18 protein-coding genes are annotated in these 20,397 nt (G+C 70.7%); 4 read left to right on the plus strand and 14 right to left on the minus strand.

The window, feature by feature from the left end; all coding sequences use genetic code 11:
• Positions 1-37: 37 nt before the first annotated feature.
• On the minus strand, positions 38-805 hold the full coding sequence (locus MUY22_RS20465) for a hypothetical protein (protein WP_247061702.1): 768 nt from the start codon (positions 803-805) through the stop codon (positions 38-40).
• Between MUY22_RS20465 and MUY22_RS20470 the strand changes: the two genes are divergently transcribed.
• Positions 786-1,514, plus strand: a complete 729-nt coding sequence (locus MUY22_RS20470) for a peptidylprolyl isomerase (RefSeq protein WP_247061703.1) — start codon at positions 786-788, stop codon at positions 1,512-1,514. The genes MUY22_RS20465 and MUY22_RS20470 overlap by 20 nt on opposite strands.
• An 836-nt stretch (positions 1,515-2,350) precedes the next feature.
• Here MUY22_RS20470 and MUY22_RS20475 read toward each other — a convergent pair.
• On the minus strand, positions 2,351-3,721 hold the full coding sequence (locus MUY22_RS20475) for a PLP-dependent aminotransferase family protein (protein WP_247061704.1): 1,371 nt from the start codon (positions 3,719-3,721) through the stop codon (positions 2,351-2,353).
• A 45-nt stretch (positions 3,722-3,766) separates the two neighbouring features.
• Between MUY22_RS20475 and MUY22_RS20480 the strand changes: the two genes are divergently transcribed.
• Both MUY22_RS20480 and MUY22_RS20485 read left to right on the plus strand, forming a co-directional pair.
• Entirely contained in the window at positions 3,767-4,228 is a 462-nt protein-coding gene (locus tag MUY22_RS20480) for a carboxymuconolactone decarboxylase family protein (protein WP_247061705.1), read from the plus strand.
• Positions 4,225-4,965, plus strand: coding sequence for an isocitrate lyase/phosphoenolpyruvate mutase family protein (locus MUY22_RS20485; RefSeq protein WP_247061706.1), 741 nt, complete (start codon positions 4,225-4,227; stop codon positions 4,963-4,965). Before MUY22_RS20480 ends, MUY22_RS20485 begins: the two co-directional genes overlap by 4 nt.
• 73 nt (positions 4,966-5,038) lie before the next feature.
• On the opposite strand, the gene MUY22_RS20490 is transcribed toward MUY22_RS20485, so the two are convergent.
• From MUY22_RS20490 to MUY22_RS20545, 12 genes are all read right to left on the minus strand, one after another.
• Positions 5,039-6,670 (minus strand): cation acetate symporter, encoded by a 1,632-nt coding sequence (locus tag MUY22_RS20490; protein ID WP_247064019.1) that lies wholly within the window; start codon positions 6,668-6,670, stop codon positions 5,039-5,041.
• Positions 6,670-7,032 (minus strand): DUF485 domain-containing protein, encoded by a 363-nt coding sequence (locus MUY22_RS20495; RefSeq protein WP_247061707.1) that lies wholly within the window; start codon positions 7,030-7,032, stop codon positions 6,670-6,672. Before MUY22_RS20495 ends, MUY22_RS20490 begins: the two co-directional genes overlap by 1 nt.
• 69 nt (positions 7,033-7,101) lie before the next feature.
• The gene (locus tag MUY22_RS20500; protein WP_247061709.1) at positions 7,102-8,826 is read right to left on the minus strand and encodes a cation acetate symporter; all 1,725 of its coding nucleotides are present in this window, start codon (positions 8,824-8,826) and stop codon (positions 7,102-7,104) included.
• Positions 8,826-9,173, minus strand: a complete 348-nt coding sequence (locus MUY22_RS20505; protein WP_247061711.1) for a hypothetical protein — start codon at positions 9,171-9,173, stop codon at positions 8,826-8,828. Before MUY22_RS20505 ends, MUY22_RS20500 begins: the two co-directional genes overlap by 1 nt.
• Positions 9,170-9,925, minus strand: coding sequence for a LytTR family DNA-binding domain-containing protein (locus tag MUY22_RS20510; protein ID WP_247061713.1), 756 nt, complete (start codon positions 9,923-9,925; stop codon positions 9,170-9,172). Before MUY22_RS20510 ends, MUY22_RS20505 begins: the two co-directional genes overlap by 4 nt.
• Positions 9,922-10,977: a sensor histidine kinase gene (locus MUY22_RS20515; protein ID WP_247061715.1), complete on the minus strand. Its 1,056-nt coding sequence runs from the start codon at positions 10,975-10,977 to the stop codon at positions 9,922-9,924. The genes MUY22_RS20510 and MUY22_RS20515 overlap by 4 nt, the downstream gene beginning before the upstream one ends.
• A gap of 58 nt (positions 10,978-11,035) precedes the next feature.
• Complete coding sequence (locus MUY22_RS20520) at positions 11,036-11,686, minus strand: hypothetical protein (protein ID WP_247061717.1); 651 nt, start codon at positions 11,684-11,686, stop codon at positions 11,036-11,038.
• Positions 11,687-11,923: 237 nt separating this feature from the next.
• Positions 11,924-12,922 carry an ABC transporter substrate-binding protein gene (locus tag MUY22_RS20525; RefSeq protein WP_247061719.1) on the minus strand — a complete coding sequence of 333 codons (999 nt, stop codon included), beginning with the start codon at positions 12,920-12,922 and terminating at the stop codon, positions 11,924-11,926.
• 29 nt (positions 12,923-12,951) lie between these two features.
• Positions 12,952-13,995: an ABC transporter permease gene (locus MUY22_RS20530; RefSeq protein WP_247061721.1), complete on the minus strand. Its 1,044-nt coding sequence runs from the start codon at positions 13,993-13,995 to the stop codon at positions 12,952-12,954.
• Entirely contained in the window at positions 13,992-14,756 is a 765-nt protein-coding gene (locus MUY22_RS20535; protein WP_247061723.1) for an ATP-binding cassette domain-containing protein, read from the minus strand. The genes MUY22_RS20530 and MUY22_RS20535 overlap by 4 nt, the downstream gene beginning before the upstream one ends.
• Positions 14,753-15,790: a class I mannose-6-phosphate isomerase gene (locus MUY22_RS20540; protein WP_247061725.1), complete on the minus strand. Its 1,038-nt coding sequence runs from the start codon at positions 15,788-15,790 to the stop codon at positions 14,753-14,755. Before MUY22_RS20540 ends, MUY22_RS20535 begins: the two co-directional genes overlap by 4 nt.
• Positions 15,787-16,770, minus strand: coding sequence for a LacI family DNA-binding transcriptional regulator (locus tag MUY22_RS20545; protein ID WP_247064021.1), 984 nt, complete (start codon positions 16,768-16,770; stop codon positions 15,787-15,789). The genes MUY22_RS20540 and MUY22_RS20545 overlap by 4 nt, the downstream gene beginning before the upstream one ends.
• Before the next feature lie 305 nt (positions 16,771-17,075).
• Between MUY22_RS20545 and MUY22_RS20550 the strand changes: the two genes are divergently transcribed.
• Positions 17,076-20,360 (plus strand): GH92 family glycosyl hydrolase, encoded by a 3,285-nt coding sequence (locus MUY22_RS20550; RefSeq protein ID WP_371827630.1) that lies wholly within the window; start codon positions 17,076-17,078, stop codon positions 20,358-20,360.
• Positions 20,361-20,397 lie beyond the last annotated feature (37 nt).

The raw sequence follows: 20,397 nt of genomic DNA on the forward strand, positions 1-20,397 counted from the left end.
CGCAAGCGGCGCACTACGCGGCTGATGAGCCGGAGGATCAGAGCGCCCACGGCCACTCCCCGGTCAGGTGCGATCTCAGCAATGCCGCGTGGGACAACGGTTTCGACAGGTTCTCGACCTCGCCGTTCGTCGTGTAGTCCAGCAGCACGATGTCCCGCTCCGTGCTCGCGTCGCGAAGTTCGCCGATCAGGTCGGCCAGCCTGTTCTCCAGGACCCAGCGGTAGGACGGCAGGTAGATCTGCCTCCGGGCCTGTTCGTACGCCAGCAGCTCCGAGCCTTCGATGCCGGTGCGGTGACCCACCACCTCGCCGTGTTTGCGGACCGTGCGCTTAAGGCCCTTCATCGACGTCACGCCCAGCTTTCCGACGTCGATTCCGGTGCCGCGGAAGACTTTCAGCGCCTGCCAGATCCCTTCGACCGACGCGCTCTCGACGCCCGGTGAGTACGGAACCGGGATCCCGCCGTGCGGGTAGAACGGGCTGAACCGCACCCACGGCTCCGGTCCGCGCGACGTCACGTCCGCGATCAGCGCGCCGGGATGGCTTGCCGCCACGGTGGTTCTTCGCCGGTTGACCACGTGGACCGTCATGACTTCCCCCTTCGCCGGGCGGCGCTTTGCCGCGTGATCGAGATCGTGCTCCGGGGGTCCGACAATTTCCGGGGTTCGGCGCCGCGGTTCACCCGAGTGGATGACATGGGCGACTTTTGCCGGTTCTTCTTGTCGGTGCCGGGCCCTAGACTGCGGGACGCTCCGGAACCGGGCGATCACTGGGAGGGCGTGCAGGATGAAGAAAGCACTGGTCACCGCGCTGGCGGTCGGCGCGTTGTTCGCGGCCGGGAGCGGCGTCGCCGTCGCGGACGACACCGCGCCACCGCCGAAGAGAACACACGGCCCCTGCCAGTACACCGAGACGCCGGACGAGCCGGCGTCCCGGCCGGTGCCGCTGCCACCCGACCCGCGGCACACCCCGGACCGCGGCAAGGTCGACGTCGCGGTCCCGACCAGCCAGGGCGCGCTCCCGCTGCGGCTCGACCGCGCGAAGGCGCCGTGCACGGTGCAGAGCTTCCTGCACCTGGCGCAGCACCGGTTCTACGACCGCACGGTGTGCCACCGGCTGACGTCGTACCCGACGCTGAAGGTCCTGCAGTGCGGCGACCCGACCGCGACCGGCGAGGGCGGGCCGGGTTACAAGTACAAGGACGAGCTGCCGGTGGACCTGCCGCCGGCCCCGACCGACCCGACCGGTGCGCGCCGGGTTTACGCGCGGGGGTTGCTGGCGATGGCCAACGCGGGCCCGGCGACGAACGGCTCGCAGTTCTTCGTCGTGTACGGCGATTCCGCGCTGCGGCCGGATTACACGGTGTTCGGCACGGTCGGCGCCGCGGGCTTGCGGACGCTGGACAAGGTCGCCGCCGGCGGTATTCAGCCGACCGCGGACGACCCGGCGCCGGTCGACGGGACGCCGGTGCTGAAGACGGAACTGCTGCGCGTGCGGCCCGACTGCTGGTTCTGACGGGTACCGCGGGCCGCCTCGACGGGGTGGCCCGCGGGCTCGGTGCGGGCTTGCGTGATTGAGGGTGAGGCTGGCGCGGTTGGCCTGGCGTGGTTGGGGCCGGAACTCACGTGATTGGAAGCGGGACTGGCGTGATTGGGGCCGGGATTCGGGTGACTGGGGTCCAGAACCCGGTGGCTGACTCGGGTCTGGCGTGATTGGGTTCGTAACCCGCGCGGTTGGATCCGGAACTCGCGTGATTGAGCCCGGAACTCGCGTGACTGAAGCCGGAACTCACGCGGTTGGGGCCTGAAACTCGCGCGGCTTAGGCGGTTTGGCGTGATCGGGTCCGCAACTGGTGTGGTTGGGTTCGAGATTCGGCTGGCTAGGGCTAGAAGCTCGGGTGGCTGAGCGGTGTTGGCGTGGTTGGGCCCGGAAGTCGTGTGATTGGGCCCGTGACTGGCGTGGTTGGGGCCGGAACTCGTGTCGTTGAGGCCGGGACCGGGGTGGCCGGGCCGGAGCCGGGGATGGCTGGGCCGGGGCTCGTGCGATTGGGGCCGGAACTCGTGTGATCAGAGGCGGGACTCGCGTGATTGGCGGCGGGATTCGCGTGATCAGCGAGGCATCTCATGTGATTGAACGGGCATCTCGTGTGATTGGAGAGGCATCACGCGTGATTGGAGGATCGACTCGCGTGCTTGGGGAATCGGCTTGCGTGCCCAGAGGGTCGGTTCGCGTGCTTGGAGGGTCGGGTCGGGTGCCCAGAGGGTCGGGTCGCGTGTCTGGAGGGGCTGGTCCGTGGCTGGGAGGTGAGGCGCGGGGGTGTGGTGGGAGGCTGGGGTGGCTGGTGGGTGGGGTTAGGTGTTGATTTCCCATAGGGCTTCTACGAGGGTTTGGATTGCTCCTTTGAAGGCGTGTTTGGGGGGTGCTGCGTAGCCGACTATCAGGCCCCCTGGGCGGTTTGGGGTCATCCAGTAGGTGCCCAGGCCTTCTATGCCGATTGCTCGGCGGCGGCAGGCTGCCATGGCTTCTGTTTCTGTGGGGCCGTCGGAAGGGAGCATCAGCAGGAGGTGGAGGCCTGCCGCTATGCCGTGGGGGCGTACTGAGTCCGGTAGGGCCGCCAGGAGGTGGGTGCGGCGGGCTCGGTACTCCGCTCGGCTGCGGCGGATGTGCTGGTCGTAGGCGCCCGAGTCGATCAGCTCCGCCAGGGCCAGCTGGTTCAGGATGGCCGGGCGGGAGCCGCTGTCCGATAGGGCCGCGTGGACTGGCTCTACCAGGGAACGTGGCAGGACCAGCCAGGCCAGGCGGAGTGCGGGGGCCAGGGTTTTGCTTGCTGTGCCTGCGTAGACGACCCGTTCCGGTGCCAGGGCCTGCAGGGCACCGACCTGCTGGTGGTCGAAGCGGAACTCGCCGTCGTAGTCGTCTTCCAGGATCAGGGCGCCCGAGCGGGTCAGCTGGGTGCGGCGGTGGGGGGCCAATGTCACGCCGGTGGGGTACTGGTGTGCTGCCGTGACGACCACCGCGGGACTGTCCACTGCGGACACGTCGATGCCGTGTTCGTCGACGTCGATGCCGACGATTCGCTGGCCTTGCGCTGCCGCGATGTCCCGGTACATGCGCAGGGACGGGTTTTCGAAGGCCATCTCGGTGATGCCGAGATCCGCGAGGGCCCGGGCCAGGACGGCGATCGCGTGGGAATAGCCGTGGCACACGACGATCCGGGCCGGGTCCGCGACCACCCCGCGGCTACGGGCCAGGTACGCGGCGAGCGTGTCGCGCAGCTCCGGGGCGCCCAGTTCCGACTCGTAGCCGAACGCCGCCGCCGGGGTGCGCAGCAGGGCTCGGCGGGTCGCGGTGATCCAGGCCTGGCGGGGGAACGCCGTCAGGTCCGGGCGGCCCGGCCGCAGGTCCCAGCGCGGGGCCGGGTCGCGGGGCGCCGGCCGGGGCGCGGACTGGGGGAGCGCGCCCGCCGTCGCGACGCGGGTCGGGGCGCCCTGGGCCGTGTGCAGGTAGCCCTCGGCGGCGAGGTCGGCGTAGACGCGGGTGACCGTGCCGCGGGCGATGCCCAGGTCCTGGGCCAGCGCCCGGGTCGACGGCACAGTTGCGCCTGGCTGCCAGCGGCCCTCGCGGATCGCTGCCCGGATCGCCGCGGCCAGGCCGGTGCGGCCGGTTTCCGGCTGCCAGCCGAGGTGGACGTCGAGGCCGGAACTGGTCCACGAATCTGCCATGCGACTGGACCATACTCGTGGGCCAGTTCGGGCTAGCGTGAAACCATGACGAAGCGAATCGGACTCGGGCACGCGCCCGGGATCTACAAGGCGATGGCGAACGTGCAGGCCGAGGTGGAGAAGGCCGCCGCGAACGCGGGGGTCGACCACAAGCTGCTGGAACTGGTGAAGATGCGCGCCTCGCAGCTCAACGGCTGCGCGTTCTGCCTCGACATGCACAGCCGTGACGCGCTCGAGGCGGGTGAGTCGCCGCGGCGGCTGTTCGTGCTCGACGGCTGGCGCGAGACGACCCTGTTCACCGAGCAGGAGCAGGCCGCCCTCGCCCTCACCGAGGCGATGACGAAGCTGGCCGCGACCCAGAGCGTCCCCGACGACGTCTACGAAGCCGCGGCGAAGGTGTTCACCGAAGACCAGTACCGCGCCATCGCGTGGGAGGTCATCGCGATCAACAGCTGGAACCGGATGGCCGTCACCAGCCACACGCCGCTGCCGAAGCGCGACGCGTGAGCGCCGCCGCGCTCAAGGCCCTGCACGTCCCGGGCACGCCGCTCGTCCTGCCGAACGCCTGGGACGCCGACACCGCGAAGGCCGTCGAGGCCGCGGGATTCCCCGTGATCGCGACCAGCTCGGTCGCCGTCGCGGCCGCTCTCGGGTTCCCGGACGGGGAGCAGGCCCCGGTCGACGAGATGTTCGCGGCCGCCGCGCGGATCGTGAAGGCCGTCGGCGTGCCCGTCACGGTGGACGCCGAGTCCGGCTACGGCCTGTCCGGCGCCGAACTGGCCGGCCGGCTCCTGGACATCGGCGCCGTCGGCCTCAACTTCGAGGACACCGACAGCGCCACCGGGCAGGTCCGGCCGGTCGCCGTGCAGGCCGACCGGATCGCCGCCCTGCGCGAAGCGGCCGGTGACGCCCTGGTGATCAACGCCCGCGTCGACGCCTTCCGCGGCGCGAGCGACCCCCGTGACGTGCTGGCCGGCAACGTCGCCCGGGCGAAAGCCTACTTCGCGGCCGGCGCCGACTGCGTCTACCCGATCCACCTGCAGACGCCGGACGTGCTCGCGGAGTTCGTGCGAGGCGTCGGCGGCGCGGTCAACGCGCCCGCGTGGCCGGGCAGCCCGGGGATCGCCGGCCTGGCCGAGCTGGGCGTGGCACGGATTTCGCTGGGCGGCGGCCTGTGGGGCCGCACCCGGAAGTTCCTGGCCGACACGCTGGCCGAGGTCGCCGGGGGCACCCTGCCGTACTGACCGGGGAATGGCCGAAGGCCGCCGCGAGGGGATCGGGAACACCCTCGCGGCGGCCTTCGGTGTCGGGCGGCCGCTAGTGGGAGACGGCCTTCTCGGCGCCCGCGCCGGTGAGGGAGCGGACCTCCATCTCGGCGTACTTCTTCGCGTTGTGCTCCTTCGACAGGACTGTGCCCAGCCAGCCGAGGAAGAACGCGATCGGGATCGAGACGAGGCCCGGGTTGTCGAGCGGGAACCAGTGGAAGTCGACGCCCTGGATCATCGACGCGCTCTTGCCCGTCTTGGCGTCCACCGGCTTCCCGGAGACGGCGGGGGAGAACACGATCAGGATGATCGTGATGGCCAGGCCGCCGTAGATCGACCACAGCGCGCCCTGGGTGTTGAACTTCTTCCAGAACAGCGAGTAGAGGATCGTCGGCAGGTTCGCCGACGCCGCCACCGCGAACGCCAGCGCGACCAGGAACGCCACGTTCTGCCCGTTGGCCAGGATGCCGCCGAGGATCGCGACCGCGCCGATCACCAGCGCGGTGATCCGGGCGACGCGCACCTCCGAACCCGGCGTCGCCTTGCCCTTCTTGATGACGCTGGCGTAGACGTCGTGCGCAAAGGAGGCCGACGCCGTGATCGTCAGGCCCGCCACCACCGCGAGGATCGTGGCGAACGCGACCGCCGCGATCAGGCCCAGCAGGACCGGCCCGCCCAGTTCGAGCGCGAGCAGCGGTGCGGCCGAGTTCGCGCCGCCGGGGGCGGCCTTGATCTTGTCCGGGCCGACCAGCGCACCCGCGCCGTAGCCCAGCACCAGTGTGAACAGGTAGAACACGCCGATCAGCACGATCGCCCAGACCACCGAGCGACGCGCGTCGCGGGCGGTCGGCACGGTGTAGAAGCGCATCAGCACGTGCGGCAGGCCCGCGGTGCCCAGCACCAGCGCGATGCCGAGGGAGAAGAAGTCCAGTTTGGACGTTCCGGTGGCGCCGTACTGCTTGCCCGGGCCGAGCAGCGCTTCACCCGTCTTGCCCGCCTTGTCGACCGCGCCCTGCAGCAGCGAGGAGAAGTTGAAGCCGTACTTCCCGAGCACCCACAGCGTCATCACGAGCGCGCCGACGATCAGCAGCGCGGCCTTGATGATCTGCACCCAGGTGGTGCCCTTCATGCCGCCGATGAGCACGTAGGCGATCATGATCACGCCGACGATGACGATGACCAGCGACTGGCCGGTCTTGCCCTCGATGCCCAGCAGCAGCGCGACCAGGCCGCCCGCGCCGGCCATCTGGGCCAGCAGGTAGAAGAACGACACGACCAGCGTCGACGTCGCCGCCGCCGCCCGGACCGGCCGCTGCTTCATCCGGAACGCCAGGACGTCGCCCATCGTGAACTTGCCGGTGTTGCGCAGCAGTTCCGCCACCAGCAGCAGCGCGACCAGCCAGGCCACGAGGAAGCCGATGGAGTAGAGGAAGCCGTCGTAGCCGTAGATGGCGATCGCGCCCGCGATGCCGAGGAACGACGCCGCGGACAGGTAGTCGCCCGAGATCGCGATGCCGTTCTGCGGGCCGGTGAACGCGCGGCCGGCGGCGTAGTAGTCCGACGCCGTCTTGCTGTTGCGGCTGGCCCGGAACACGATCACCAGCGTGATGATCACGAACACACCGAAGATGCTGATGTTGAGGAGCGGGTTGCTGCCTTCGACTCCCGCGGCGATGGTGGTGATCACGCCTGCTCCCCCTTCGTGCTGTCGGCTTCGATGTCCTCGCGGATCTTCTGCGCGATCGGGTCGAGACGGCGGTTCGCGTAGCGGACGTAGAGCCCGGTGATCACGAACGTCGAGACGAACTGCAGGAGACCGAAGATCAGGCCGATGTTGACGTTGCCGAAGACCTTCGTGCTCATGAAGCCGTGCGCGTAGTCGGCGAGCAGGACGTAGAGCAGGTACCAGAGCAGGAACAACGCCGCCATCGGGAAGACGAACCGGCGCAGGCGGCTGCGCAGCTCCCGGAACTCGGTGCTTTCGTGCGCGCGTTCCCAGATGGCGTCGGCCGTGTCCGGGGGTCCGCCGGGTTCCGTCGTGCTCATGGTTCTCCTCGCGGCGTTGCGGAATGTGGTCCGCGTCACCGTAGGGAGGAGTAAGGGCCGCGTGAAGAATCAGCGGCTCAACAGCCTCGCGAGACGACGAACGGTTGACGAACGGTCGCGCGGCCTGGCCGAACGGGGTTCGTCCAGGTGGAGGCGGAGCATCGCCGACGTCGCCCAAAGCGGGGGCCGGCCGCGCAGGGAGACCAACGCCATTACGCCGAACGCCAGCGGTACCGACCAGGGTGCCGGTTGCTGGACCAGGATCGCCACCCAGCCGTGCAGCTGCGGGCCGGCGAGGGCGAACAGGATCGAGCCGGACGACGCGAGCAGCCCGGTCAGCACCCCGGCGATGCCGCCCGCCGCCGTCAGCCGCGGCCACCAGATGCCGAGCACGAGCAGCGGGCAGAACGTCGACGCGGCGACGGTGAAGCCCCACGTGACGAGCACCCCGGCGTCCAGCTCGGCCGAGCGCAGGGCCAGCAGCACCATCACGCCGGCGACGCCGAACACGGCGAACCGCAGCCGGCGCAGCCCGCCCGGCACCAGGTCGTGGGCGAGCGCCCCGGACATCACCAGCAGCAGCCCGAGCGACGTCGCCAGGAACGCGGCGAACGCGCCCGCGGTCAGCAACGCCGTGAAGAACCCGCCGGCCCAGCCACTGTCCACTTGGTACGGCAGCGCGACGACGACGGTGTCGGTCGCGCCGGAGAGGTAGAGCCCGGGGACCAGGACGCGGCCGAGGACGCCGTAGATGCCGGGGAAGAGGTAGAAGATCCCCAGCAGGGCCACGGTGATCGCGGCGGTGCGGCGCGCGGCGCGGCCGTCCGGGCTGGTGTGGAAGCGCATGAGCACGTGCGGCAGGCCCATCGTGCCGAGCATGGTCGCGATGAGCACGGACCACGTGCCCAGCAGCGGGTAGCCCTGGTCGCCGAGGTCGAGCAGCGGGCGCCGCCAGTCCGGACCACCCAGCGGCGCGCCGCCGCGGACCGCGGGCACCGCCGTGCCTTCGCCGAACACGACGACGTCCTGGCTGTGCGCGGTGAACTCGCCTGGCGGCAAGGTTTCCGCGAGGCCGTTGCGCTCGACGGCGGTCGGTTCACGGATCACCATGGTGACGTCGACTTCGAACTTCACCGGCGTCTCGCGGGTGAAGTGGGTGAACTCGACGGGGTTCAGCGCGTCGGCCCGGTTCACCGCGCCCGCCTGCAGCACCAGCCAGATCGCCGGGATCAGGAACAGCAGCAGCTTGAGGACGAACTGGAACGCCTGCACGTACGTCGCCGCGCGCATCCCGCCCAGTGCGAGCGTGACGCTGACCGCGGCGCCGGCCAGCACGACGCCGACCCAGTACGGCGTGCCGCCGACCGCCGTCAGCACGAGACCCGCGGTGCGGAACTGCGGGACGACGTAGATCGTGCCGATCACCAGCACCACGACCGCGGCGAGACGGCGCAGGGCGGGGGAGTTGAGCCGGGCTTCGGCGAAGTCGGGCACGGTCAGCGCGCCCGAGCGCCGCATCGGCGCGGCGACCAGCACGAGCATCGCGATGTAGCCGGCGGTGAAGCCGACCGGGTACCAGAGCGCGCCGATGCCGTCCTTGACGACGAGCCCCGCGACGCCGAGGAACGACGCCGCCGACAGGTACTCACCCGACACCGCGGCCGAGTTGACCAGCGGCGAGATCCGCCGGGACGCCACCAGGAAGTCCGACGTCGTGCGCATCGCGGCGACCCCGCGGACGCCGATCAGCAGCGTCATGAGCACGACCGGCGCGACGGCGAGCGCGACGCCCACTACTCGTCCTCGATGCGCTCGGCGCGGCGCAACTGCCAGCGCGCCAGCAGCGCCATCGACGGGTACGGCAGGACCGCGATCATCAGCCAGGACAGCGGGATCCCCAGCAACCGCACCGAGTCGAGGCCGGGGAAGATCGCGAACACGCCCGGCAGGCCCAGCAGCAGCGCGAACATCAGCACCAGCGCGGGCAGGCCGTGCCGGCGTTGCGCGCGGTACAGCGCCGTGGCGCGCTGGGTCTCCGCCGGTGGCAGGCGCGGGACCCGCCAGCGGCCGCGTGAGCGACGGCGGGCGTGGGCGAGGCGCGTCTGCGGGCTGGTGACGGCGACCCGCCGGATCCTGCTCATCGCGCGCCCGGCCCGAGCCGGCCGCGCTGGGCGGCTTCGAGCAGCCTGTCCCGCAGGTCGCGGGCGTGGCGCCGGCTGACCGGGACGTCGCCCGCCTCGGTGTGCGCGAGCAGCCCGCCCGCGCTGTCGCTGCGCAGCTCCAGCACCGCGCCGACGGCGAGCAGGAACCCGCGGTGCACCCGGCTGAACCCGGTGCCCTCCCAGTACTCCTCGAGCCGCGAGATCGGCATCCGCACCAGGTGCACGCCGCCGCGCGTGTGCAGCCGGACGTAGTCGCCGTGCGCCTCGACGAACAGGACGTCATCACGGCGGACGTAGCGGGTGCGGCCGCCGGACTCGACCGGCAGCGCGGCCATCGCGTCCGGCGTCGAGCGCGAGGACGGCGTCGCCATCCGGCCGACCTTCGCCAGCGCGGCGGCGAGGCGTTCGGCGCGGACCGGCTTGAGCAGGTAGTCGACCGCGCCGATGCCGTACGCGGTGACGGCGTGGCCGTCGTGCGCCGTGACGAACACGATCACCGGCGGCTCGCTCAGCTTCGCCAGCAGCGACGCCAGTTCGAGCCCGTCGAGACCGGGCATCGAGATGTCGAGGAACACCGCGTCGAACCGGTCGGCCTGAAGTAGCTTCAACGCCTTCAGCGCGTCACTCGCGCCGACGACTTCGCCGACTTCGGGCGCTTCGCGCAGCATCCGGCAGAGTTCGTCCAACGCGGGCGGCAGGTCGTCGACGGCGAGCACGCGCAGGCCCGTCACGGCAGCACCCCCGGCTGGAACAGCGGCACCCGGACGATCACCCGGGTGCCCGCCCCGACCTCGGTTTCCACGGTGAGGCCGTACCAGGCGCCGTAGACGTCCCGCAGGCGTCTGTCCACATTGGCCAGTCCAAGACCGGCCGCATCGTCCTCGCCGACGCGCCCGGCGAGCAGGTCCGCGGCCCGCTTCGGATCCATGCCGACCCCGTCGTCCTCGACGAAGATCACGCAGTCGTTCCCTTCCGCCTGCCCGTGCACCTGGACCAGCCCGGCCTCCGGGCGCGGCTCGATGCCGTGCCGGATCGCGTTCTCCACCAACGGTTCCAGCACGAGGTACGGGACGGCGACGGCGAGGATCTCCGGCGCGACCCGCACCTGGACGCGCAGCCGTTCGCCCAGCACCGCCCGCTGCAGCGCCAGGTACGTCTCGATCGCGCGGAACTCCTCGGCGACGACGGTGTACTCGCCGTGCCGGGCCAGGCTGTAGCGCGTGTAGTCGGCGAAGTCGAGCATCAGGTCCCGCGCGCGGTCGGGGTCCGAGCGCACCAGCGACGCGATGACGGTCAGCGCGTTGTACACGAAGTGCGGCGACATCTCGGCCCGCAGCGCGCGCAGTTCGGCCTGGGCGGCCTGTTCCGCGGACGCTTCGAGCCGGCCGCGTTCCAGCGCCCGGATGACCAGGTCCGCGGCTTGGCCGGCGACGGAGTCCCGGACGTCGCCGACGACCAGCAGCGCCCCGGCCAGCTCGTCGTGGGCGTGCAGCGGCAGCACCAGGACGTCGTCGGCGGAGCCCGGTTCCTCGCTGTGCAGGACGCCGTCCAGCACCGTCGCGACGACGTCGTCCGGCCCGGGACGGCCCGACCAGAGCAGCACGCCGGACAGGTCGGTGAGGCCGACGCCGGGGAAGCCGAACAGCCGCCGCAGCCCGTGCGCGGCGCGGCGGGCGCGGGTGCCGGAGAGGCCGTCGCGCAGGTCGTCGGTGATCCGGCGGGCCGCGGCGAGCACCGGCAGCGGGTCGGCGCGCGACGCCGCCCCCAGGCGCAGCACGGTCATCGGGCCTCCCCTCGGCGACGGTGTCCAGGGCAGTAGATCCTACGGTGCCGTCCGCGGGCTAGAGGCTCTCGTCCTGGTCGGCGAGCACCTTGGCGTGCCGCCGGAAGCGCCGCCACGTGCTGTATTCGCCGCTCGCGGGGGCCGGCACCTCGGCCAGGCGGCTCGGGAAGGGCCGGTCCGGCAGCGAGATCCAGCCCGTCGTGCGGGTCTCCTTCACCGCCACCCGCACCGGCCGGAACGTCGTCGGGTCGAGGTCGTCGCTGTGCCGGACGACCTCCTCGTAGAACCAGGCCGACGTGATCAGCGCGAGCACCCCGCGCGACGTCCGGAGGGCCTTCTTCAGGGGAGGCGCCTCCAGTAGCCGGAACGAGTGGTTGATCGCCGGCGCCGTAACGCCGTTGTCGTCGTAGGCGACCTCGCCCGCGTGCAGCGCCATCCGGAGCCTGATCCGCGCCTCGGCGTGGTGGGTCCGGTTGTGGCGGTGCAGCGCCACGGCGAGCGCGTTGGGCAGGTACTCGACGAACGGCCCCTTGGGGATCTCCGGCGGGGCCAGGACGAAGACGCCGTCGCCGCAGTCCTCGGTCCGGCAGCCCGCCCACGGGACACCGGCGTCGTCGAAGGCCCGGCGCAGCGCCCGGTAGAGGCCCTCGCGCAGGGCCAAGCGGTGCGGCGTGGTCCGGCGCGGGTCGCCGTACCCCTCCACGTCCACCGCGAAGATTGTCCGGTGCACAGCCGGCCGTTCGTAGTTCATCGCACCCCTCCCGGCGACACATGCATGTGCTGATGCATGTGCAGCCAGTGTGACGGAAGTCGGCCGTCCGGGGGAATGGGTCATGCGGTGAACGGTTCCCCCACGACGGTGACCGGCAGGGAGGGAAAGCCCAGCTCAGAGGCCCTGTGAGTGGTGCGCACACCTCTCACGGGGCCTCTGACGGACCGGAAGGGATCAGCAGCTCTGCTTGTAGAAGTACTGAGAGTTGGCGTCCATGTCGTCCTTGGTGATCGAGTGCAGCTGCGCGGTCAGGTTCCGCGTCACCGGCTTGCCCTCGAGCGCCGCGACGGCCTGGTCGACCCCCTGGGTGCCGATCGACGCCGGGTCCTGGGCGATCAGGGCCTGGTACTGGCCGCTCTTGAGGCCCTCGACCTCGGACGGGCTGGCGTCGAAGCCGATCAGGTTGACCGCGCCGACCTTGCCGGAGTTGCGGAGGCCGGTCGCCGCGCCTTCACCGGTGTTGAGGTTGGTCGCGAAGACGCCGATCAGGTCCGGGTTGGCGGCCAGCGCCGCGGTCACCTTGGACGCGGCCTGGTCGGGCTCGTTCTGGGTGAACTGGACGCCGATGGACTTCAGGGCCGGCGTGTTCTTCAGTTCGTCTTCGAAGCCCTTGACGCGGGCGGCCGTCGTCGACGTCCCGGCGATCGTGTCGAGCACCAGCACCGAACCGCTCTTGCCGGCGGCCAGCTTGACCATGGTCTGCGCGGCGAGCTTGCCGCCCGCGGCGTTGTCCGACGAGACGGACGACTCCGCGACACTCGTGTCCTTGAGCGAGGTGTCGACTTCGACGATCTTCGTGCCGCGCGCCTTGACCTGCTGGATCGGCGCGAGCATCGCCGTGTCGTCGGTCGGCGCGATGAGCAGCGCGGCCGGCGGGTTCGCGCCGAGCGCGTTGACGAGCTGGGTCTGCAGTGGCGCGTCGAACTTCTGGGGCGCCTGCGTGGTCAGCTCGTAGCCGAGCTTCTTGGCCTCGGCCTGCGCGCCGCACTGCAGTGAGATGTAGAACGGCTCGGCCTGCACGCCCGGGATCAGTGCCAGCTTCTTGGCGTTGGCCGAGTTGGCCTGGCTGCTGCCCCCGCCGGTGTCGCCCACCGTGCCGGAACCGCACGCGGTGAGCAGCGCGGCGGCGGACGCCAGCGCCCCGGCCGCGACGAGCGTCTTGGTCAAGTTCATCGGAAGCACCTCTTTGTACTCGGGGGAACTCAGCGGGAGTTGCGTTGACGACGTCGTCGCTGGTCGAACCAGACGGCCGCGATCAGCACCGCGCCGACCGCGATCATCTGCCAGAAGTCCGGGACGCCGGTGATGTTGAAGCCCTTCTTCAGGACCGCCGGGATGAACACGCCGATCACGGTGCCGAGCACCGAGCCGACGCCGCCGAAGAGGCTCGTCCCGCCCATCACCGTCGCCGCGATGGCGTTGAGGTTGTCGCTGGTGTGCCCGGTGATGGTGGTCGAGTTGTAGTAGGCCAGGGACAGGAACCCGGCGAGCCCGGCCAGGACGCCGGTCAGCGTGTAGACCTTCATCAGGTGGGCGGTGACGCCGATGCCCGCGCGCCGCGCGCCTTCGGCGTTCGAGCCGATCGCGAAGGTGTAGCGGCCGAACTTCGTGGTGTGCAGCAGCCACGCGCCGATCAGCGTGATCACCACGGCGATCAGCACCAGGTTCGGCACGACGCCGAACGACGTGCCGTAGCCGAGCTGCTTGTTGAGCACCACCGGGACCGTGCGCACGTCGCTGCCGTTGTTGATGAGCAGGGACGCGCCGAGCGCCGCGCCCATCGTGCCGAGGGTGACGATCAGCGGCGGGATGCCCGCGACCGCGATGAGGAAGCCGTTGACCAGGCCCCACACCGTCCCGGCCAGGATGGCGACGACCAGCCCGACGACGATCACGCCCCAGCCCGCGCCGCCGGCGTCACCGCCGGACATGGCTTCCATCGTCTTGCCGCCGACCATGCCCGCGAAGATGAGCACCGAGCCCACCGACAGGTCGATGCCCGAGGTGATGATCACGAACGTCATGCCGACCGAGAGCACCAGCAGCACGGCCGTCTCGATGAGCAGCAGCTGGAAGTTGTACACCGTCGGGAACGCGTCCGGCGCGAGCACGCTGAACACGATGATCAGCGCCACCAGCACCAGCGCGATCCAGAACGTGTTGGCACCGACGAGGCGCTTCCCCAAGGGGCGCTTGCCGAAGCCTTCCTCCACAGTGGACTGGATTTCCGGGGCCGGGGCGCTCACGCCGCCTCCTCCTGCACGAGGGCGCCGGTCATCGCGGCGACGAGGTCTTCCAGCTTGGTGCCGGCGCCGGCGAACCGGGCCACGCGCTTGCCGAGCCGGAGCACCTCGACGCGGTCGGCGACCGACAGCACCTCGGGCATGTTGTGGCTGATCAGCACGACGGCGATGCCCTTGTCGCGCACCTTCTTGATGACGTCGAGCACGCGCTCGCGCTGCACGACGCCCAGCGCGGCCGTCGGCTCGTCCATGAACACGACCTTGGACGCCCAGACGACCGAGCGCGCCACGGCGACGCTCTGGCGCTGCCCGCCGGACAGCGAGCCGATCGGGACGTCGGTGCTCTGCAGCGTCACGCCGAGCCGCTGGAACTCCTCGATCGCCCGGCGGCGCATCTCGGCCTTGTCCAGCATGCCCAGCTTGCCCAGGATGCCCTTGCGGTGGATTTCCCGGCCCAGGAACAGGTTCGCGGCCGGATCCAGCTCGGGAGCGACGGCCAGGTCCTGGTAGACGGTCTCGATGCCGAGGCGCCGGGCCGTCGTGGGGGAGTCGAAGTGCGCCTCCGCGCCGTCCAGGAGGATCTTCCCCGACGTCGGCTGCTCCGCGCCGGAGAGGCACTTGACCAGGGTGGACTTGCCGGCGCCGTTGTCGCCGATCAGCGCCGTCACCTCACCCGCGCGGGCCTGGAACGACGCCCCGCGCAGCGCCTCGACCGACCCGTAGTGCTTGGTCAGGTCGACCGCGTCCAGCAGGATTTCGCTCATCCGGTCCGCCCTTCGAGGGCCGGCGGGCGGCAGCGGATCACCGTCGCGGTGCCGGCCAGCTCGGTCTGGCCCGCGTCGAACGGGACCACGTAGGTGTCGCCCTTCGCCAGCGCGTGCTCGCCGCCGTGCTCGGTGCGCAGCGTGCCTGCGCCGTCGAGGACGACCAGCACCGCGAACGACGGATCGAGTGACAACGTTGTCAGTTCGGTCGTGCGAAGCTGCTCGGCTTGGAAGAACCGCTCCGATCCGGCGGCCAGCAGATCCACCGTGGCCGCGGTGTCGCCCGCGGTCCGCTTGATGATGGTCTCGAGGCGCTCGGCGTCCCAGCCGGACGTGTCCAGCGCCTGGATCGCGGTGTCGAAGCCGAGGCCGAGGTGGCCCTTCTCCGGCGAAGCGAGGAAGTCACGCCACTCGATGGTCAGCGAGAAGTCCGTCGGCTGCTGCAGTTCGACGACGAACACGCCCTCGCCGATCGCGTGCGGCAGGCCGGACGGGATGTAGACGGTGTCGCCCGCGGTCACCGGGACGCTGTTCAACGCCCCCAGCATCGACGGCACGTCCTGCTCCCGCGTCCACTCGGACACGGTGTCCTTGGTGAGCGTCTCCTTGAAACCGGGGTAGACGCGCGGGTCGTCGCCGTAGGTGCCGACCACGATCCACGCCTCGGTCTTGCCGAAGTGCGAGTCGAAGTGCTGCTTCGCGAACGCGTCGGACGGGTGGAAGTGCACCGGCAGCCGCTGGCCCGCGTCGAGCAGCTTGACCAGCAGCCCGGTCGACGTCCCGAGCACCTCGACGTGCTTGGCGCCGAGCCACGCCGGGGCGTCGGCCTCGACGGCGTCGCGCAGCCAGGCGCCGCTCGGGAGCCGGGTCAGGCCGTTGGTCTCCTGGCCGAACATGGTGCTGACCGAGGCGACCCAGTCCTCCGGGCCGAACTTCTTGTCGGGCGAGGCGCCGCGCAACGCCGCGATGGCGTCGCCCCCGCGGTAGAACTGCGGCGGCTGGTTGGCCGGAAGCCGGATCGGTTCGAGGGTCACGGGGCGACCTCACCGGAACCACGGGCGACGAGATGCACGGGCAGGACGACCTTTCTCGGCGGGGACTGATCTCCTTGGACACGGGCGAAGAGCAGCTCGGCCGCGGCGTGGCCCAGTGCGCTGACGTCGTGCGCGATCACGGTGACGGGCGGGTCGAGCAGGTCCGCCAGCTCGAAGTCGTCGAAGCCGACCATCGCCGGGCGGTACTCGGCGTGGGCCAGGGCCCGCAGCAGGTGGACGGCGACCCGGTTGTTGCCCGCGATCACCGCGGTGGCGGCGTCGGGCCCGTGCAGCAGCCGCTTGACGGCGTCGCCGACGCCCTCCTGGGTCGGCGTGCGCATCGAGACCAGCGACTCGTCGTAGGAGATGCCGTTGCGCACGCAGCCCTCGCGGAACCCGCGCAGGCGCTCGGCCGCGGTGAAGATGTCCGGGCTGTCGCCGAGGAACGCGATCCGCCGGTGGCCGTGTTTCGCCAGGTGCGTGACGGCTTCGATGGTGCCGCCGAGGTTGTCGACGAGCACGGTGTCGGCGACGATGTCGCCCGCCGGGCGGTCGATGAACACCACGGGCGTGCCCGCGCGCATCTCCGGCACCAGGTACCCGTGCTGCAGGCCGGCCGGGACGACGAGGATGCCGTCCACCCGCCGCGCGCAGAACTCCAGCACGAGCTCGCGCTCGCGGTCGGAGTTCTCCTCGGACGAGCCGGTGAGCACCTGCCGGCCGAACGACGTCGCGATGCGTTCCACCGCGCGGTTCAGCTCGGAGTAGAAGGGGTTGCCGACGTCCTCGACGATCAGCCCGATGGTCCCGGTGGTCGACCCGCGGCGCAGGTTGCGCGCGCCGAGGTTGCGCCGGAAACCCAGCTGCTCGATGGCCGCCATGACCCGCTCGGCGGTGTCCGGGTGCACCGCCGGTTCGTCGTTGACCACGCGCGAGACGGTCTTGATGGACACGCCCGCCAGCCTGGCCACATCGCTCATCGTGGCCCGGCGGCTCGCGGTGCGCGTGCTGCCGTCCCGGTCCCGGCCGGGTGGAGACAACGTTGTCATAGTGCACGGGATTGAACGCCAAGGTCCCGGTGCTTGTCAACGCCCTGGGCGCGGATTGTGCCGATTCGACTACGGAAGTTGTAGGTCAGACGGCTGATCAGCTTGTCCGGAAGTGGACAGGTGTTGACAGCACCCTTGACTGTCTCGTGAGCCGCTGCCCAAGGTGGCCCGGTTCGACCGAGCGCGCGACAAGGTTGTCATTCACCCTCTGGTCGCGCTGATGTGGTGGAGAGGCGATGGCGATGGCGCGAGCGCGCTGGAGAGCCGAATGTGACACTCGCGGGGGGACGACCCCCCGGACCCCCCGAACCGGCTTCGCCGGTGTGGTGTTGTTGGCCTTGGCGGTGACCGCGGCGATGGCTCCCGCCGTTCCCGCCGCGGCGGCCCCCGCGACCGACTTCGCGAAGTGGGTCAACCCGTTCGTCGGCACCCGGCCCGGCGGTGAGGACCACGGCACCGGGGGCGGTGCCGGCAACACGTTCCCGGGCGCGGTGGCACCGTTCGGCATGGTCCAGTGGAGCCCGGACACGGTGAAGTCCCAGCCCGGCGGGTACTTCTACGACGACAACGCGCTCAACGGCTTCAGCCTGACGCACCTGTCGGGCGCCGGCTGCTCGACCTACCAGGACATCCCGTTCATCCCGTTCGTCGGCGAGGTCTCGACGTCCCCGGCGACCGACCCCGCGCACTACACGTCGAAGTTCTCGCACGCCAACGAACACGCGACGGCGGGCGCCTACGACGTCACCCTCGACAGCGGCGCGAAGGTCGAGCTGAGCGCGACCCAGCGCACCGGCTCGGCGCGGCTGACCTACCCGGCCGGCGCGTCCTCGACGCTGCTGGTCAACACCTCCGGCTCGGTCAACGGCACCGACGACGCGTCGATCACCCTCGGCAAGGACACGATCAGCGGCTGGGCCACGAGCGGCCGGTTCTGCGGCGCGCAGAACAGCTACCGCGTCTACTTCTCGGCCAAGTTCGACACGCCGTTCGAGTCGATCGGCACCTGGAAGAACGGCGCCGTGACGCCCGGCAAGTCCGCCGAAACCGGTGGCGCCAAGGCGAAGGTCGCGCAGCCCAACGGCATCAACGCGTCCATCGCGCGTCCGGCCAAGGCCAAGCAGCAGGACACCACCGTGTCCGGCCCGGGTAGCGGCGGGTACGTCACCTTCGCGAACCTCAACGGCGCGCAGGTGAACGTCCAGGTCGGACTGTCCTTTGTGTCCGTCGACGGCGCGAAGGCCAACCTCAAGGCCGAGAACACCAAGAAGTCGTTCGACACCGTGGCCGCGTCCGCGCGCAAGGCGTGGAACGACCAGCTCGGCAAGATCGCCGTCACCGGTGGCTCCGACGCCGACCTGACGACGTTCTACACCTCGCTGTACCACTCGCTGATCCAGCCGAACGTCTTCTCCGACGTCGACGGCCAGTACCCGGGCTTCGACGGGCGGATCCACCAGGCCGACAAGGGCCACGCGATGTACACGAACTTCTCCGGCTGGGACATCTACCGCTCGGAGGCCCCCCTCCTGGCGACGATCGACCCGAAGGAGACCTCGGACATCGTCCGGTCGATGATGGCCTACGCCGAGCAGGGCGGGTCGTGGGACCGCTGGACGGTGGCCAACGACTACACCGGCGTGATGAACGGCGACCCGTACCACATCATCGTGTCCAGCGCGTACGCCTTCGGCGCCCGTGACTTCGACGCCCAGAAGGCGTTGCTGCTCATGATCAAGGGCGCCACCCAGCCGACGCAGGGCTACACCGAGCGGCCGGGGCTCGACGACTACCAGAAGCTCGGTTACGTGCCGGGCGCCGGCGCGGACACGCTCGAGTACACCAGCGCCGACTTCTCCATCGCCGAGTTCGCCAAGCGGCTCGGGGACAGCGCGACGTACACGACGTTCATGAAGCGCGCGCAGAACTGGCAGAACCTCTACAACCCGGGCACCGGTCACCTGCAGCCGCGCAACGCGGACGGCTCGTTCGCCGGCACCTACGACCCCGCCAGCTCGCAGGGCTGGGTCGAGGGCAACGGCGCGCAGTACGAGTGGATGGTGCCCTACGACCTCGGCGGCGTCGTGACGGCGTTCGGCGGTCCGGCGGCGACGCAGTCCCGGTTGGACACCTTCTTCACGAAGCTGAACGCGGGCACGCAGGAGCCGTACGCCTTCATGGGCAACGAGCCGAACTCCAACGCGCCGTACGTCTACTCCTACACCGGCGCCCCGGCCAAGACCCAGGCGATCGTGCACCGCTCGATGGACGAGCTGTACAACCCGCGCCCCGAGGGCCTGATCGGCAACGACGACCTCGGCCAGATGTCGGCCTGGTACGTCTGGTCCGCGCTCGGCATCTACCCGGAGATCCCGGGCCGCGCCGAGACGCTGCTCGTCACCCCGCGCTTCGAGCACGCCGTGCTCACCACCGGCGCGGGCAAGAAGATCACGATCAACGCGCCGGGCACCGGCGACTACGTGGGCAGCCTGAAGGTCAACGGCGGCGCGTCGTCGAAGGCGTGGCTGCCGGAGGCGCTCATCTCCAGTGGCGGCACGCTCGACTACACCCGCTCCGCCACGGCCACCTCGTGGGGCAGCGCCGCGGCCGACGCGCCGCCGTCGTTCCGCGAGCAGGAGAAGCCGAGCCTGTCCTTTGTGGACCCGTCGCGCGCGGTGACGCCGGCGGGCTCGACGTCGAAGGCGTCGGTGGGTGTCCAGGACCTCTCCGGCACGGCCCGGACCTGGACCTACACCGCGGGCAGCGTCGACGGGATCACGCTGACGCCGGCGACGGGCAGCATCGCCGTCCCGGCGGGCGGCAAGGCGCACGCCGACCTGACGGTTTCGGTGCCCGCGGGGCTGGCCGACGGTGCGCGTCGCATCCCGGTGACGTTCTCGGCGCCGGGGGTGGCTTCGACACAAGCGGTGCTGACGGTGCTGGTCGCCCAGCCGAACAGCTGGCTGGCCACGGTCGACAACGCGGGCATCTCGCCGGACTCCGACTCGTCGGCGGCCAACTTCGACGGCGGCGGCTGGAGCTACTCGGCGAACGCGCTGGCCGCGGCCGGCGCCACCCCGGGTGGCACGGTGACCAGTGACGGCATCAAGTTCACCTGGCCGTCGTTCCCGGTCGGCGACCCCGACAACGCGGTCGCGAACGGCCAGACGGTCAACGTCACCGGCACGGGTACGCGGCTTGCGCTCCTCGGCGCCGGCTCGAACGGCAACGCGCAGGGCACGCTGACCATCACCTACACCGACGGCAGCAAGTCGACCGCCACGATCGGGACGTCCGACTGGACGCTCGGGGGCGGCGGCGCCCAGCCGTCGTTCGGCAACCGGATCGTGCTGTCCACGCCGTACCGCAACGCTTCGGGCACTGACCCGCAGCAGATCCGCACGATGATCTTCGGCACCGCGCCGATCACCCTCGACGCGGGCAAGACGGTGGCCAGCGTGACGCTGCCGTCGAACGTCAGCGGCGGCGTGCTGCACGTCTTCGCCATCGCCGTCGGTTAGCAGTTGTGGTCCGTGAAGGCCTCCTTACCGGCTCTTA

This window comes from Amycolatopsis sp. WQ 127309, from assembly GCF_023023025.1.
In the GTDB taxonomy this organism is placed as follows: Bacteria; Actinomycetota; Actinomycetes; order Mycobacteriales; family Pseudonocardiaceae; genus Amycolatopsis.